Source organism: Streptomyces sp. SID486, from assembly GCF_009865385.1.
Lineage (GTDB): Bacteria > Actinomycetota > Actinomycetes > Streptomycetales > Streptomycetaceae > Streptomyces.
Genome location: NZ_WWJT01000705.1, coordinates 1 through 16306 on the forward strand (window position 1 = coordinate 1; position 16306 = coordinate 16306).

Sequence of the window (16306 nt, forward strand, 5' to 3'; positions counted from 1 at the left end):
CCCCAGCACCGAGTGCGGCAGGTCGTGCCGCAGATGGATCAGCGTGGCGACCAGCCTGTCGACGAACACCAGCTGATGGTGGGCACCGGCACCCGCGGCCCGCTTCCTGGCCCCGCCCCGCGTCGCATGGCGACGACCTTCGACCCTGGCCTGCCACGGCTCGGCCAACTCTTCGACCAGGCCGGCAAGATGAGACCGAGAGAGCCCCGTGAACAGCCGATGCGCCAACACCGCCCGATTGATCGTGATCGCCACAGAGGGATCATGCCATCCACCTGGCACGACGCCTCACCCGCTATCACGCACCAACTCGTTAGGGGGGCACAGAGCCGCGGGCACACCCGAGTGCGTGACCTGTGAACGTCGACCGCACGACGGCCCGTCCGCTACTGATGGACTTCAAGCGGGTCCCCGTCGTGCCGTCGGAGTGGGATCTTGACTCTACGGCCGCGGAGATGACGACGGCCGACGCGGCCACCGAGACCGAGTACGCCCAGTTTCGCGAGACGTACGGCACGGACGTCACCGAGGTGCGAAGGATACGAGTTCCTCCTCGCGAGTTGCGCATGGCAACCTACAAAGCCCCGTATGAGGCCACGCGACCGAGTGGCAAGCAGAGGCTCAGTACCGTGTCGACTGCCTGCATGGCCGTGCAGCGCCGTGACCCTGGAACTGGAGAGGGATCAATGTAACCCTCACGAACACTCCGACACTCAGGTGTTGTAGCTCTTCAGTTTCACTTCGCTCCCCAATTGCCTGCGCTCTCCGCTGGTATGTCTGCAGCGTAGCCGGCGACCTCCGCCGCCTTCTTTTCGGAGGTTGTCGGCCGCTCGTCCGGGCTGGTCCCTGGCATCGTGCACATCGACATCACGGTGCGACCGAGTCAGGTGAAGGAGGAGCACGCCTTGCCCCTCTTCTCCGACGGAACGCCCCCTGCGTCTTTCGGTTGGCCTTCCCGCGGCTCGGCATTCGCCCACGGCAGACGAGAAATAGCCCCGAAGGACTGGAACCTCCTCTGGCAATATGTCAACGTACAACGTCCCGGAAAATACCGCGTCAGTGGCGGGATTCAGGATTCCAGGCCGACCTGCACGTCGGCCATGACGACGTCCGACACCTCGCGCTGCTCGGCCTCATCGCGGAGGCCCCGACCCAAGGAGCACCCCTGTCGAATGCCGCTCTCCGATCGGTCCGATTCAACGCCCCCATCTGCTCGACACTTGGTGCCCTGAACGTATGGACCACATCGGAGCGAGAGGATTGCGCCGCTCCTCCCCGGCGCTGTGCCTCTGTGTTTGTGCGACCGCTTTGACAACGGACTCGGGGTGTTCGTGACGGACGGCGCGGCCTCGTTCTCCGATCGCGCCGACTGGCCCCCTGTGTTTCGTCCGTTGCAATCGTCCGTGAGTCGCCCTGCGGGGCGCAACATAGGCCACGATCGCCGGTTGGCCAAACCGGCGATCGTGACGACCATTGAGGTGTTCTCAGCGGCTGTGCTTGGCGGTGGAGCCGTTCGGACACCATGGCCCTTCATGTCGGCGACCAGTGGTCCCCGTAACTGACAGAGTTTGCCCATCAATTGCGGCGGAGTGGGCGCAAGTAGAGCACTGCCGCTTGGGCCGCCGACATATCTGGAACATCCGAGGAAACATCAATGGCTCGTCCACCTGCGCTCAAGCTCGCCGAGGTCCTAGCGGAAATCAGGATGAGCCCGTCGGCTTTCTATCGCCTGCGCGCTCGCGGTCAGGCACCCCGAATGATCAAGTTGCCCAACGGTGAACTGCGCTGCCGCCGCGCCGATCTGGATGCGTGGTGGGATGCGTGTGAAAGGGATACGCCTGGATGACGATGAGTTATAACGTCCGGTTCTGGGAGATACGTGAGCGCCCCGACCGGCGCAAGCCTTTCCAGATTCGGTGGACGGTTAACGGGCGAGAGAAGTCTGAGTCCTTCATCGCGTTCGCGCTTGCTGACAGCCGGCGTGCGAAGCTGATGACAGCCGCGCGCGAGGGTGAGCCGTTTGACGAGCACACAGGTCTGCCAGTATCCGAGTTGCGGTCCATCAAGCAGCGCACTACGTGGTACGACCTGGTGCACGAATACATCGAGCAAAGATGGGAGCGCACGCCAGGGAACACCCGCCGCACCCTGGCTGGTGCCTTCGCTACGGTCACGCCCGCCCTGGTACGCCCCGGCGCAGCGTATTCCGATCCGCGGGTACTGCGGCGTGCCCTGTACTCGTGGGCATTCAACAAGAAAGCTTGGGAGTGCGAGCCCACCGAGGAGTGGCTCCATGCGCTGGACTGGATGAAGCGCAACTCGCTGCCGGTCAGCGCCCTCGCGGAAGCCGACGTTCTGAGGCGGGCCCGTCGATGCGATGTGCCGCAAGCTGGACGGCAAGGCGGCTGCGGCTAAAACAGCCCGACGCAAGAGGGCTGCATTCAACGAAGCTCTCAACACTGCGGTGGAGAAGGGGTACTTCGCAGAGAACCCCCTCAAAGGGCTCCGGTGGCAAGCGCCAGCAGTCAGTGAGGAGGTGGATCCGGCCGCCGTTCCCAATCAGGCCCAGGTGCTTCGGCTGCTCGAGGCCGTTGCTCGCCAGCGGGGGCGGGGTCCTCATCTTGAAGCATTCTTCGGCTGCATGTACTTCGCGGCTATGCGGCCAGCAGAGGTCATCCACCTTCGGATCGAGCAATGCCACTTGCCAAAGACGGGATGGGGCATGCTGAACCTCTCGGGCGGGGTCGTCACGTCCGGCAAGGGGTGGACCGACGACGGTGAGGTGCACGAGGTGCACTCGCTCAAGCGTCGCGCGGCAAGCGCGACGCGGCCTGTTCCCATCCCGCCGCAGTTCATACGCATGCTGCGTGCCCATGTGAATCGGTTCGACGTGGCACCTGACGGTCGACTTTTCCGGAACCAGGCTGGCAATTACGTGGACGCTGCCGCCTACGGCATCACATGGGCGCGGGCCCGGGAATACGCCCTGACCCGTACTGAGCGCACTTCTCGCCTGGCCAAGCGGCCTTACGATCTCCGTCACGCCGGGATCTCGTTCTGGCTCTACTCCGGAGTGGACCCGGCCGAGTGCGCCCGCCGCGCCGGCCAGAGCATCGAGGTTCTCTTTCGCCACTACGCCAAGTTCCTTGACGGCCTTCGAGAGCGGGCGAACGGTCTCATCGAGCAGTCCATGAACGAGTGGCAGCGCGTCAGTCAGGGTGACGTACCCGAGGACTGAACCGGGGGTTTGGTCCGTGACTGGTCCGGAAGCACTGGTCAGGAGGGGTGCAGTCGTGGGAGGAATTGGGAGTTAGCACGCAAGCCGGGCCCGGTCGAGAACGGGTTGCACGAAGGGCGCCTGACGGGTGAAAACCCAGGTCCGGCGCCATTTCGCATGTGTCTAGAAGAAGCCCAGCCTCTTCGGCGAGTACGACACCAGAAGATTCTTCGTCTGCTGGTAGTGCTCCAGCATCATCTTGTGGGTCTCGCGGCCGATCCCGGACTGCTTGTAGCCGCCGAAAGCCGCGTGCGCGGGATAGGCGTGGTAGCAGTTGGTCCACACCCGGCCCGCCTGGATCGCGCGGCCCGCGCGGTAGGCGGTGTTCATGTCCCGGGTCCACACGCCCGCGCCCAGCCCGTACAGCGTGTCGTTGGCGATCTTGATCGCGTCGTCGAAGTCCTCGAAGGAGGCCACCGACACCACGGGCCCGAAGATCTCCTCCTGGAATATCCGCATACGGTTGTCGCCCTCGAAGATGGTCGGCTGGACGTAGTAGCCGCCCTTCAACTCCCCTTCGTGCTCGATCCGCTCCCCGCCCGTGAGGATCTTCGCACCCTCCTGCCGGCCGATGTCCAGGTAGGAGAGGATCTTCTCCAGCTGGTCGTTGGAGGCCTGGGCGCCGATCATGGTGTCGGTGTCCAGCGGGTGGCCCGGCCTGATGCGCCGGGTACGCTCGACGGCCGCCTCCAGGAACTCCGCGTAGTGACCGCGCTGGACCAGCGCCCGGGACGGGCACGTGCAGACCTCGCCCTGGTTGAGGGCGAACATCGTGAAACCTTCGAGCGCCTTGTCGCGGAAGTCGTCGTCGTGGGCCCACACGTCGTCGAAGAAGATGTTCGGTGACTTCCCTCCGAGTTCCAGGGTGACCGGCTTGATGTTCTCCGAGGCGTACTGCATGATCAGCCGCCCCGTCGTGGTCTCCCCGGTGAACGCGACCTTCGCCACCCGCGCACTGGACGCCAGCGGCTTGCCCGCCTCCACACCGAAGCCGTTGACGATGTTCAGCACACCCGGCGGCAGCAGGTCCGCGATCAGGCTCAGCCAGTAGTGGACGGACGCCGGGGTCTGCTCGGCCGGCTTGAGCACGACCGCGTTCCCCGCGGCCAGCGCCGGCGCGAGCTTCCAGGTCGCCATCAGGATCGGGAAGTTCCACGGGATGATCTGCGCGACGACCCCGAGCGGCTCGTGGAAGTGGTACGCCACCGTGTCGTCGTCGATCTCACCCAGCGAACCCTCCTGTGCCCGGATCACCCCCGCGAAATAGCGGAAGTGGTCGATCGCCAGCGGGATGTCGGCCGCCAGCGTCTCCCGCACCGGCTTGCCGTTCTCCCAGCTCTCGGCCACCGCCAGCCGCTCCAGGTTCGCCTCCATCCGTTCGGCGATCTTCAGCAGGATGCCGGAGCGCTCCGCCACCGGCGTACGGCCCCACCCGGGCGCCGCCTCGTGCGCCGCGTCCAGTGCCCGCTCGACGTCCTCCGCGGTACCCCGCGCGACCTCCGTGAAAGGCTGCCCGTTGACCGGCGACGGGTTCTCGAAGTACCGCCCGCGCGCCGGCGGCACGTAGGCCCCGCCGATGAAGTGGTCGTAGCGCGTCTGGTAGGAGACGATCGCGCCCTCGGTGCCCGGCGCCGCGTAACGAGTCATCCTGGTCTGCCTCCCGGTCCGGCGCTGCCCGCCGTTGGACAGCTCTCGGCGGCGAGGCTAGACAGGCGGACGTTGCGAGTACGTTGCACAGGGCCACGGCCCGTGCCGCCTGCCGGACCGCGCCGGCCCTGGCCGCCCGGTCCGGTCGGCACACCCAACTCGGCCTCCAGCGCGGCGAGCCGGTCACGGACCGGCGCCGTGGGACGTACCGCGGCGAGCGCCCGCCACACCTCCACGTCGTCCTCGCCCCACGGCGCGCGCGCCCAGGTCGCCAGCAGGTCCGGGTCGCCGTGCGCGACCAGCGCGGCACGCAGACCGCCGGAGAGCCGCTCCCGGAGCCGGACGATGGCCGGAGCCTGCGAACCGGGCAGCAGCGGGCCGGTGTACGCATCCACCGCCGCGGTGAGCGCCCCCGTCTCCACCCGCCGCTCGACCACGGTGGCGTCCGACTCGACCACAGCCGTCAGCCGGTACGGCCGTGACGCCAGCAGTCCCGGACCCGTCAGTCGTCGCAGGCGCGCCAGTTCGGCACGGAGCGTCACCGGCGTCACCGATTCGTCCGCGTACAGCGCGCAGAGCAGTTCGTCACCGCTCAGGCCCTCGGGGTGCCGGGACAGCACCACGAGGATCTCGCTGTGCCGACGGCTGAGTCTCACGCGCCGTCCGTCCAGCACGAGTTCGGCCTCGTCCCGGCCGAGGGCGCTCAGCGACGCCGCCGTTGCGGGGTGGGGCGGGGCGAGCAGGGCGAGCTGTGCTTCCGCGGCGCGGGCGACCGCCTGCACGAAGCCGAGGCTGTGGGGGTGGGCCAGCCGGTCCCCGCCGGTGATGTCCACGGCTCCCAGCACCCGGCCGGTGCGGGGATCGTGCACGGGGGCGGCGGCGCACGTCCACGGCTGCACCCGCCGTATGAAGTGCTCCGCGGCGAAGACCTGCACGGGCCGGTCCACGGCGACCGCGGTGCCCGGCGCGTTGGTGCCGACCGCGCACTCCGACCAGCGGGCCCCGGGGACGAAGTTCATCCGGTCGGCGCGGCGCCGGGTCGCCGTGTGGCCCTCCACCCACAACAGCCTGCCGTGCGCGTCGCACACGGCCAGCAGGTGCTCCCCGTCCGCCGCGAACGTGCCCATCAGTTCCCTGAACAGCGGCATGACCCGGGCCAGCGGATGCTCCGCCCGGAAGGCGCCGAGGTCGTCTTCGGCCAGCTCCACGCGGGCGGTGCCGTCCGGTCCGACACCGGCACGCGCGCTGCGCCGCCACGACTCCGCCACCACCGACCGCACCGGTCGCGGCACGGTGCCCACCGCGGTGAACGTCTCGTGCGCCCGGCGCAGCACCCGGACGCGTTCGGCGGGATCGGCCCCTGGCTCCAGGGCAACCCACGTATCGGTCAACTCGGCCTCCCCGGAAGGACAGACGGACAGAGACAGAAGGGCGTACAGAGTGGTGAGGGGACAGGCATACAGAGGGGTGAAGGGGCGGACGGATCGAGGGACGTACGGGCGGAGGTTCGGACAGAAGGGTGGAGAGCCGGACGGGTGGCCGGAGGGGTAGAGAGCGTGGAGGGTGAATCGGTGGGGGATGAGGTCTGGCGTGGCGCGGTGCGGTGCAGGAGGCGGTGACCGCGGAGCTGCGGAGGCGGTGGCGTCGGGTCGGGTCGGGCGGATCGTCGGGTGTGCGAGGGATCCGGATTCGGAGCAGGGGCGCTGACGCGGCGGGAGCCGCTGACGAGGTGGTTGTCGGCTCTGGCTAGGGGAAGTCGACCAGTCCGGAATCAGGAGAAGTTGACCAGTCTGATGTAGCGCACCCAGTCCCAGTCCGGCCCCGGATCGGTGTGATCGGTGCCGGGCACCTGGTAGTGGCCGATGATGTGCTCTCTGTCCCGTGGGATGCCGTACTTGGCGCAGACCGCCGACGTGAGTCTCGCCGACTGCTCGTACAGCGCGTCGGTGAAGTAGGCGGGCTGATCCACCCAGCCCTCGTGCTCGATGCCGATGCTGCGGGTGTTGTAACTCCAGTTACCCGCGTGCCAGGCGATGTCGGTCTCGTGCACGCACTGGGCGACGTGCCCGTCCACCGAGCGGACCAGGTAGTGCGCGGAGACTTTCTTCTGCGGATTGCCGAAGATCGTCAGCGTGTTGGTGTAGGTCTCCTGTGTCACGTGGATGATCACACGGTCGATGACGTACTCACCCGGGCGGTCGGACACCGTGTAGTTGGAACTGCTCGCCGGGCGCCACTCCGCGGGCGGGTAGTCGACGGTGGCTCCGCTCTGCGCTCCGGCGCGGGGGTCGGGAAACAGTGTGTAGGGGACGGCGGCGAGTGCCGCGCCCTTCAGCAGCAGTCGCCGTCGGCTGAGCCGCGGCTCGGCTCGGTCCATGTCCATGACGGGATGCCTTTCGGTAGGCCGCGGGTGGGCGGTTCGGACGTGTGGTTCGCGGCGAGAGGCCGGCCGCACCTTCGAGCTGGAGGGAGCCGGTCCGCGGATCGGGGTGAGGGAACTCGCACGGTTCGCAGGCGAGTCCTTGTCGGAACGGACACGGCCGGCGAAGCAGTCCTCCGTGTACGGATGCATGTGTCCCCCGCTGCTCGTCAGTCGGCTGCTGTCAGCCTCCGTTTGGGCGTGTGCTCATCCGGCGTTCGACCGACCTGATCTGACGTCCCGTCGGCGCTCGCTCACGTGAATCACGGTACGGCGAGGTCCGGTTGGGCAGAAGGGCATGCCTCGGTTCCGTGGACGAGTCGTGGCTTGTGGACAACTCGCTCACCCGATCGGGCGAGCCGAGCCCGCCCCACCCATCCGTCAGGCATCCGGGGGCGCTCCCCGTCCTTCAGGTCCCGGCGGCGGTTCCCCGTCCTTCAGGTCCCAGCGGCAGTTCCACGTCCTTGATGCCCCAGCGGCGGTTCCCCGCCCTTCATGTCCCGGCGGCGGTTCCCCGTCCGTCAGGTCTCAGGGGCGTTCCGCCACAACGGCCGGGTCGTCCAGCACCGCCCGTACCACCGAATGCGCGGCGCCCAGCAGCGGCCCCTGCGAACCCAGCCGGGACACCGTCACCGGGCAGGCCGACCCCGCGGTACGGCCCCTCAGTTCGGTCTCGAGCGACGGCAGCAGCCAGGGCGAGAGGCCGGCCAGGGCTCCGCCCAGCACCACCGTCTCGGGATCCAGCAGATTCACCGCCCCGGTCAGCGCGATACCCAGAGCCGTACCGGCGTCCCGCAGAGCGCCGAGGACCGCTGTGTCGCCCGCCTCGGCGCGCTCCGTGAGCAGTCCGGCCAGGTCTTCGCGCCGCTCCAGCCCGGCTGCGCGCAGCACCGCCTCCTCGCCCGCGTACTGCTCCAGGCACCCCCGGCCGCCGCACGGGCAGGCCGGACCGTCCGGCCGTACGGGCACATGGCCCAGCTCGCCCGCGAAGCCCCGGGTGCCGCGCAGCAGCCGGCCGTCCACGACGACCGCGGCACCGATGCCGATCTCGGCCGACACGTGCAGGAAGTCACCGGGGGCCTCGGCACCCAGCCACAGCTCGGCCAGGGCGCCGAAGTTGGCCTCGTTGTCCACGGTCAGCGGCCAGTCGCCGGGCAGGAGAGCGCCGAGGGCGACGTCACGCCAGCCGAGATTCGGGGCCCGTACGACCGTCCCGCCGTCCCTGGCCACCAGTCCGGGCACGGCGACCGCGATCCCCGCGGGCCGGAGTTCCGCCCGCTCCGCCTCCGCGACGACCCGGCGGACCAGCGCGGTCAGGTCCGCGACGGCGGCCTCGGGTGCGCGGCCCCGGTTGGCGCCACGCCGTACGGCGCGGAACCGTACCTCGCCGCGCAGGTCGACCACGCACACCGCGAGGTGGTCGACGCCGATCTCCGCCCCGATGCCGGCCGGACCCCGGCCGCTCACCGCGAGCGCCGATCCGGGCCGGCCCACCCTGCCGGGGCGTTCGGGGCCCAGTTCCTCCAGCAGTTCGCGGCGGATCAACTCGTCCACCAGCGTCGACACCGCCGCCCGGGTCAGGCCGATCCGTGCGGCGACCGCCGCCCGCGACAGCGGACCCTGCGCGCTCACGGCGTGCAGCACCCGGGCGAGATTGCGCCGGCGTATGCCCTGCTGGGTGTCCGGCAGGGCACGCCCGGTGCCCGGCGGGCGCGCCTCGTGCGGCGGTACGGTCATGCCTCCGACAATCCTCGGTGTCCGTCACCCCGCTGTGCGCGGGCAGGTCTGCTCACTGGGCCCCGGTCTCCCGCTCCAGCAGCGGGGCCGCGTCGGAGAGTACCCCGCTGATCCGCTCCAGCGTCGCCCCGTCCCGCTCCATAGCCTCCAGCACCGTACCCGCGGCCGTGTTCCAGCGTCGGGCCACCGCCGCGGGGTCCTCGCCGGTGAGTACCCCGGCCGCCTGCGCCGCCGCGCCCAGGGCGACCAGTTCCCCGGCCTCCGGAATCCGCACCGGCCGCCCGGAGAGCCGGCGCACGGTCTGCTGCCAGGCCGTCCCGCGCGCTCCGCCGCCGATGAGGAGCAACGGGGTGGCGCGGTCCGCGTCCTCGTCGAGGACCAGGTCGAGGGCCCCGAGCAGGGCGTGCACCGCACCGTCGTAGGCGGCCTGCAGCAACTGGCCCGCGGTCGTGTCGTGGCGCAGCCCGTGCAGCACCCCGGAGGCGTGCGGCAGGTTCGGGGTGCGCTCACCGTCGAGGTACGGCAGCAGGGTCACGTGTCCGCCTGGTTCCACCGCCTCTCGGTCCAGGCCCAGCAGCGCCGCCACGCGGTCCACCGCGAGGGTGCAGTTCAGGGTGCAGGCCAAGGGGAGCCAGTCCCCGCGCGCGTCGGCGAAGCCCGCCACCGTGCCGGTCGGGTCGGCGGGGCGCCGCTCGGAGACGGCGTAGACCGTGCCGGAGGTGCCGAGGCTCAGCACCGGCGTCCCGGGCCGCAGGCCGAGGCCCAGCGCCGCCGCCGCGTTGTCACCGGCACCGGGAGCCACCAGCGTGCCCTTGGAGAAGGGCAGCTCATGGTTGTCGCGCACGGTGCCCACCACCTCGCCGGGCCGCGCCACCCTGGGCAGCAGCGCGGGGTCGAGACCGATGTGCGCGAGGGTCTCCTCGTCGTACGCCTCCGGGCCGGACGCCCACCAGCCGGTTCCGGACACATCACTCCGGTCGGTCGTGCCCTGCCCCGTCAGCCGCTCGGTGAGGTAGTCGTGGGGGAGCCGGACCGCCCTGGTGGCACGTACGGCGTCCGGCTCGTGCTCGGCGAGCCACGCCCACTTGGCGGCCGTGAAGGACGCACCGGGCACGCTGCCGGTGCGCTCCGCCCAGGCTTTCGGGCCGCCCAGCTCCGCCACGAGCCGACGGGCCTGGCGCGCGGAGCGGACGTCGTTCCACAGCAGCGCCGGGCGGACCGGCTCGCCGTGCTCGTCCAGGGTGACCAGGCCGTGCTGCTGGCCGCCGATCGAGACGGCCGCGGCCTCGCGTGCCGCCTCCCCGCACTGGCGCAGCGCCGCGCACAGCGCGTCCCACCACTGCCGCGGATCACTCTCCCGGCCCGCCCCGGTGGTCACGGTGTGCGGGGCCTGGCCGGCGGCCACGACCTGCCCGGTGGCCGCGTCGACGACCAGCGCCTTCGTGGACTGGGTGGACGTGTCCACCCCGACGACGAGCGGACCCTCGGCTGCTGACATCGGGCTCTCCCTCTTCCCGCGCTCCGCGGGACGTGCGGTGGGCTGGCGAAGACACCTTGCTGTCCAGGACATCTTGTCCCTTCCCAGCGGTGCGTCCGCATACTAATTTGTAAACGGCCATGACTAAATAGTCGTACGCAGCAGCCGTACGCAGCGAGGAGCCGCGGCATGAACTACCAGCCCACCCCCGAGGACCGCTTCACCTTCGGCCTGTGGACCGTCGGCTGGCAGGGGAGGGACCCGTTCGGGGACGCCACCCGCAGCGCCCTGGACCCGGTCGAGACGGTGCGGCGCCTGTCCGAACTCGGTGCCTACGGGGTGACCTTCCACGACGACGACCTGATCCCCTTCGGGTCCTCGGACACCGAGCGCGAGTCACACGTGAAGCGGTTCCGCCAGGCCCTGGACGCCACCGGGATGACCGTCCCGATGGCCACCACGAACCTCTTCACGCACCCCGTCTTCAAGGACGGCGCGTTCACCGCGAACGATCGCGACGTGCGCCGTTACGCCCTCCGCAAGACGATCCGCAACATCGACCTGGCGGTGGAGCTCGGCGCGACCACGTACGTCGCCTGGGGCGGCCGCGAGGGCGCGGAGTCCGGGGCCGCCAAGGACGTACGCGCGGCGCTGGACCGGATGAAGGAGGCGTTCGACCTTCTCGGCGAGTACGTCACCTCCCAGGGCTACGACCTCCGCTTCGCGATCGAGCCCAAACCGAACGAGCCCCGTGGCGACATCCTGCTGCCCACCGTCGGCCACGCACTGGCCTTCATCGAGCGCCTGGAACGGCCCGAACTGTACGGCGTCAACCCGGAGGTCGGCCACGAGCAGATGGCCGGCCTCAACTTCCCGCACGGCATCGCGCAGGCCCTGTGGGCGGGCAAGCTCTTCCACATCGACCTCAATGGCCAGTCGGGTATCAAGTACGACCAGGACCTGCGGTTCGGCGCCGGCGACCTGCGGGCCGCCTTCTGGCTCGTCGACCTCCTGGAGAGCGCCGGCTACGCGGGCCCCCGTCACTTCGACTTCAAGCCGCCGCGCACCGAGGACCTCGACGGCGTGTGGGCGTCGGCGGCCGGCTGCATGCGCAACTACCTCATCCTCAAGGAGCGGGCGGCCGCCTTCCGTGCCGACCCCGAAGTGCAGGAGGCGCTGAACGCTTCGCGGCTGGACCAACTGGCCCGGCCGACCGCGGCCGAGGGGCTGCAGGCGCTGCTCGCCGACCGTACGGCCTTCGAGGACTTCGACGTGGAGGCGGTCGCCGCGCGCGGCATGGCCTTCGAACGCCTCGACCAGCTGGCGATGGACCACCTGCTGGGGGCGCGAGCCTGAACGCGTGAGGGCCGGGGCTCGTGCCTGCGGCCCGCGCGAGAGTCTGAACGGGTGAGGGCCGGGTCGCGCGTCGGCAGCCAGGCCCCCGGCCCTCACCCGGCGCGTCGGCCGGTCACTGTGGCGTCCGGCCGATCATCCTGCCGAGGTCCTCGGCTCGGCGGTGTCGTCCTCACCCGGGCCGACCACGTGCACCGGGTCGCCGCTCAGGTCCGCGGCCAGGAGCCGGTACGCCTCCGTCGCGGCACGGGCCGCCAGGCGTTCGAGTTCCGCGGGATCGACCTCCGGCGCGGCCGCCGAACCGCCCGCGAAGGACGGCGGCACACCGGGCGCCGCCGGAAGCCCGGGCAACTTCGGCAGCGCGAGCAGCAGTTCCGCGGCCGCCCACACCTCGGCCGCGTCCACACCCGGGCCCACGGCCGGCGCACCGGAGGGTGCCGGCCGGTGCACGGTGCCGCGGACGTGCAGCTCGGCCAGGAAGTCCTCCCTGTCCCGCCCGCGTAGGAGCAGGAGCAGGAACGGATCCTGGTCCAGCAGCCGCGCCACCTGATGGCAGAGGGCGGCGGTGTGTCCGCAGTGGTCCCAGGTGCCGCAGTCGCACTCGGGATCGAGATCACCGAGTCCCGGCAGGAGCTCGATCCCCGCCACCGCCGCGTCCTCGACCAGATGGGGCGGAAGCTCCCCGTCGAGCAGTGCCGCCATGTGCCCGGACTGCTCCATGGCCAGGTCCTGGAACCGCCCCCACTCCGCCTCGGACAGCACCGGCAGCAGGACGTCGGCCCGGTGGGCCGTGTCCCCGGGCCCGCGTACGACGGCGGTGACCCGGGACGGACGCACGGTCACCGCGCCCACGGCGCCCGCGCGCGCGAGCCGTCGCCCGGCCTTGACCGCCGCCGCGTCCAGGGCCGCGTCCTCCAGGGCCCGCAGCCAGGCTCGCCCCCACCAGCTCTGTGCGAACCCCCGCCCGCGCGCGGGCGGCAGTGCGGAGAACGTGCGTCCCTCGTCACGGCCGTGCCGGCCGCCATGACGGCTCATCGTGCCTCCCCGCGCAGTTCGACCAGTGCGGCCAGTGCCTCGTCCGACAATTCCGTCAGGGCCGCCTCGCCGGTACCGAACACGGCGTCGGCCAGTTCCCGTTTGCGCTCCAGCATCTGCCCGATGCGGTCCTCCAGCGTGCCTTCGGCGATCAGCCGGTGCACCTGAACCGGGCGGGTCTGCCCGATCCGGTGGGCGCGGTCGGTGGCCTGCGCCTCCACCGCCGGGTTCCACCAGCGGTCGTAGTGCACGACGTGCTCGGCCCGGGTGAGGTTCAGTCCCGTTCCCGCGGCCTTCAGCGACAGCAGGAACACCGGGGCCTCACCGGCCTGGAAGCGCTGTACCAGTGCCTCGCGCGCGTCGACCGGGGTCCCGCCGTGCAGCAGCAGCGAAGGCACCCCGCGGGCCGTCAGGTGCCGTTCCAGCAGCCGCGCCATGCGCACGTACTGGGTGAAGACGAGAACGCCCGAGCCCTCCGCCAGGATGGTGCCGAGCAGTTCGTCCAGCAGCTCCAGTTTTCCCGAGCGCCCGGTGAGCTGCGGGTCGTCCTCCTCGAGGAACTGAGCCGGGTGGTTGCAGATCTGCTTCAGGCCGGTCAGCAACCGCACGATCAGGCCCCGGCGGCCCATGTCGTCGGCGGTCGCGATCCGCTCCAGGGTCTCGCGTACCAACGCCTCGTACAGTCCCGCCTGTTCGGGGGTGAGGGCCACCGGGCGGTCCGTCTCAGTCTTCGGCGGAAGTTCGGGCGCGATGCCGGGATCGGTCTTGCGCCGTCGGAGCAGAAACGGTCCGACGAGCCGGGCGAGCCGTTGCGCGGCGGCGGGGTCCCGGCCGCCTTCGACGGGCTGTGCGTACCGCGCGCGGAAGGTGCCGAGCCGGCCGAGCAGGCCGGGTGTCGTCCAGTCGAGGATCGCCCACAGCTCCGAGAGGTTGTTCTCCACGGGCGTGCCGGTGAGCGCCACGCGCGCGCGTGCGCCGATCGTGCGCAGCGCCCGCGCGGTCGTGGAGTAGGCGTTCTTCACGTGCTGAGCCTCGTCGGCCACGACCATCCCCCAGCCCACCTCGGCGAGCAGGCCGGCGTCCAGGCGCATCGTGCCGTACGTGGTCAGGACGAACTCCCCGTCCGCGACCGGGCCGAGAGCACGTCCGGGGCCGTGGAACCGGCGTACCGGCACGCCGGGGGCGAACCGCTGGATCTCGCGCTGCCAGTTGCCCAGCAGCGAGGCCGGACAGACGACGAGCGTGGGGCCGGCCGTCGTGGGATCCGTTCCCCGGTGCAGATGCAGGGCGATCAGGGTGATGGTCTTGCCGAGGCCCATGTCGTCGGCCAGACAGCAGCCCAGACCGAGGGAGGTCATGCGGGCCAGCCAGTCGAGTCCGCGCAGCTGGTAGTCGCGCAGGGTCGCGGCCAGGCCCGGCGGCTGTCCGACGGTGCGTTCCGGTTCGGTGTCCGTGAGCCGCTTGCGCAGCGCCTCCAGCCATCCGGTGGGCCGCACGTCGACCTGGCGGCCGTCGACCTCGGCGCAGCCCGTCAGTGCCGCGGCCAGTGCTTCGACGGGGGCGAGGGAACGGTTCTGCTCGGTCCGAGCCCGCTCCGCCTCCTGCGGATCGACCAGGACCCACCCGTCGCGCAGCCGGACCAGCGGACGCTTGGCCTCCGCGAGCCGGTCCAGTTCCGCTCGGGACAGCTCTCGGCCGCCCAGGTCGAATCGCCAGCCGAGCTCGACCCCCGAATCCGCGGACGGGAGCGACGCCGGGAAGCGGCTGGCTCCCCGAGGACCGGTGCCGTCGTCCGGCGGGCCTACGGCCGCGTATGCGGTGAGGCCGCGCGCGGGCTGCTCGGGCCAGTGCACGTCGACCCCCACCGCGGCCAGCGCTCGCACGCCGTCGCCCAGCAGTTCGGCGATCTCGTCGTCGGCCAGGTCCACGGCGTCGGGCACGGCGGCGGTGAGCAGGGGCGTCAGCGGGGGCCAGGCTCGGGCGGCGCGGCGCAGTGCCAGCAGGGTGTCGGCACGCGCGCGTGGAGCGGACGCCGCGTCTCCGTGGTCCGCGGTGCTCCACAGTGCGGCGGCGTCCCGGACGTCCGCCGAGCCGCGCCGGCCGTGCACCTGGGGCACCGCGCGGAAGCGGACCGCCGGGTCGTCAGGTGCCACGGCGTCTTCGAGCCCTGACACCTCCACGCGCAGCGACAGGCGCACCCCCGCGTCATGGCCGGCCGCGATGTCGTCCGCCCACGCCCGCAGCTCGGGCAGGTGCCGCGCCTCGGGCGACGCGTAGGGCGGGCCGCCCACCGTGGGCGGGACGGCAGGGGACCGCGGCAGGTCGTCGGCTACCGCGTCGAGGAAGGCGTGCAACAGCAGTCCGGCCTCGGGCAGCAGCAGCGGTCCGTCCGGTGCGAGCGGCACGGCACGCGCCTCCGGAGGCATGGCGGCGGCCAGTTCGTGGACGAGTTCCGTGTCGCGCGCGGACAGTGGTCCGACGCGCCAGGCGTCGTGGTCGCCGGGGGACAGCCCCGGAAGGAGCAGACCGCGGGCCAGGAAGCCCAGCGCCAGCTCGTACGCGGCGCGCCAGAAGGCGACGGCACGGTGTTCCCCCGCCAGCCCACGCGCGCGTGCGAGCAACGGAAGCGCGCTGCGGACCGGCAGCAGGCGGGCGGGGGTCGGGACGCGTTCGACACCACCGTCCGCCGCGGGCAGGGCGAGATCCAGGTGGGTCAGGGAGCCCTCGGGGAACGTGGGCGGTGCCTGTCCGGCCGGCCGCCAGAACCCGACCCGGCCGGCACGGGCGGGGTCGGACGGTAGGAACACGGCGCGGCAGTGGGCCAGTTCGGACGGATCGAGGGGTGGTGCCGTGGGGGTGGGCTGCACAGCTCTGCCAGACTCCTCAAACTTGACTAGCGGCGGAGTCGTCGAGGGTACAGCAGCGGGAAGCGGTCCGGGCCCGTCGCGCCGCCGCCGCGGCCCGAATCGCCCGGGTCCGCTCGGCCGCCCGCCCTATGGGCAACCAGTAGGGGGCGGGCTGGGGGATGACTCAGGGTCGGAACACGGAACCGCCGGGAGCTGGAGGCCGTTCTCAGATCAGAGAGCGGCAGTGGCCGCGGAGGAGGCGACGCTCATGTCCAAGAACGCGAAGATCGCCGCAGGGGGTGTGGCGGTCGGTCTGATCCTGCTGATCTGGCTGCCCTGGTGGGTGTCGTTCCTGATCGTGGTGGGGGTGCCTGTGGCCGCGTACCTCGCCCTGGACCCCTCCCAGCGGCGCAGACTCCGCCGGGTCGGCCGCAAGGAACTCGGCCGCTGAGGCGTCGGCGCGTGGCGGCGGACCGGTCGCCGAGGGGTCGGCGCCTGCCGGCGGCCGTCGGCGA

11 protein-coding genes and 2 pseudogenes are annotated in these 16306 nt (G+C 71.2%); 5 read left to right on the plus strand and 8 right to left on the minus strand.

What is annotated here, in order from left to right:
- A pseudogene (locus GT045_RS33015) lies at window positions 1–255 on the minus strand (IS5/IS1182 family transposase); the annotation flags it as partial.
- A gap of 1399 nt (window positions 256–1654) precedes the next feature.
- Between GT045_RS33015 and GT045_RS40180 the strand changes: the two are divergent.
- The 3 genes from GT045_RS40180 to GT045_RS40790 are packed head-to-tail and all read left to right on the plus strand — an operon-like array spanning window position 1655 to window position 3238.
- Window positions 1655–1846 (plus strand): helix-turn-helix domain-containing protein, encoded by a 192-nt coding sequence (locus GT045_RS40180; protein WP_237539062.1) that lies wholly within the window; start codon window positions 1655–1657, stop codon window positions 1844–1846.
- Complete coding sequence (locus tag GT045_RS40785) at window positions 1843–2415, plus strand: hypothetical protein (protein ID WP_345942826.1); 573 nt, start codon at window positions 1843–1845, stop codon at window positions 2413–2415. Before GT045_RS40180 ends, GT045_RS40785 begins: the two co-directional genes overlap by 4 nt.
- Entirely contained in the window at window positions 2378–3238 is an 861-nt protein-coding gene (locus GT045_RS40790) for a hypothetical protein (RefSeq protein WP_345942827.1), read from the plus strand. Before GT045_RS40785 ends, GT045_RS40790 begins: the two co-directional genes overlap by 38 nt.
- Before the next feature lie 162 nt (window positions 3239–3400).
- Here GT045_RS40790 and GT045_RS33025 read toward each other — a convergent pair whose 3' ends face one another.
- From GT045_RS33025 to xylB, 5 genes are all read right to left on the minus strand, one after another.
- On the minus strand, window positions 3401–4924 hold the full coding sequence (locus tag GT045_RS33025; protein WP_161288083.1) for an aldehyde dehydrogenase family protein: 1524 nt from the start codon (window positions 4922–4924) through the stop codon (window positions 3401–3403).
- Window positions 4921–6315, minus strand: coding sequence for a GAF domain-containing protein (locus GT045_RS33030; RefSeq protein ID WP_161336446.1), 1395 nt, complete (start codon window positions 6313–6315; stop codon window positions 4921–4923). Before GT045_RS33030 ends, GT045_RS33025 begins: the two co-directional genes overlap by 4 nt.
- A gap of 380 nt (window positions 6316–6695) precedes the next feature.
- On the minus strand, window positions 6696–7301 hold the full coding sequence (locus tag GT045_RS33035) for an N-acetylmuramoyl-L-alanine amidase (protein WP_202529243.1): 606 nt from the start codon (window positions 7299–7301) through the stop codon (window positions 6696–6698).
- 570 nt (window positions 7302–7871) lie between these two features.
- Entirely contained in the window at window positions 7872–9080 is a 1209-nt protein-coding gene (locus GT045_RS33040; protein ID WP_161336448.1) for an ROK family transcriptional regulator, read from the minus strand.
- 52 nt (window positions 9081–9132) lie between these two features.
- Window positions 9133–10578, minus strand: a complete 1446-nt coding sequence (gene xylB / locus GT045_RS33045; RefSeq protein WP_161336449.1) for a xylulokinase — start codon at window positions 10576–10578, stop codon at window positions 9133–9135.
- 168 nt (window positions 10579–10746) lie between these two features.
- Between xylB and xylA the strand changes: the two genes are divergently transcribed.
- Window positions 10747–11913 carry a xylose isomerase gene (gene xylA / locus GT045_RS33050; RefSeq protein ID WP_161336450.1) on the plus strand — a complete coding sequence of 389 codons (1167 nt, stop codon included), beginning with the start codon at window positions 10747–10749 and terminating at the stop codon, window positions 11911–11913.
- A gap of 213 nt (window positions 11914–12126) precedes the next feature.
- Here the strand turns inward: xylA and GT045_RS33055 are convergent.
- Together GT045_RS33055 and GT045_RS33060 are read right to left on the minus strand one after the other, a co-directional pair.
- Window positions 12127–12945 (minus strand): annotated as a pseudogene (locus GT045_RS33055) (SWF or SNF family helicase); the annotation flags it as partial.
- Window positions 12942–15812, minus strand: a complete 2871-nt coding sequence (locus tag GT045_RS33060) for an SNF2-related protein (protein WP_161336451.1) — start codon at window positions 15810–15812, stop codon at window positions 12942–12944. The gene GT045_RS33060 and the pseudogene GT045_RS33055, both read right to left, overlap by 4 nt.
- Window positions 15813–16059: 247 nt before the next feature.
- Between GT045_RS33060 and GT045_RS33065 the strand changes: the two genes are divergently transcribed.
- On the plus strand, window positions 16060–16242 hold the full coding sequence (locus tag GT045_RS33065; protein WP_161287533.1) for a hypothetical protein: 183 nt from the start codon (window positions 16060–16062) through the stop codon (window positions 16240–16242).
- Window positions 16243–16306: the final 64 nt, after the last annotated feature.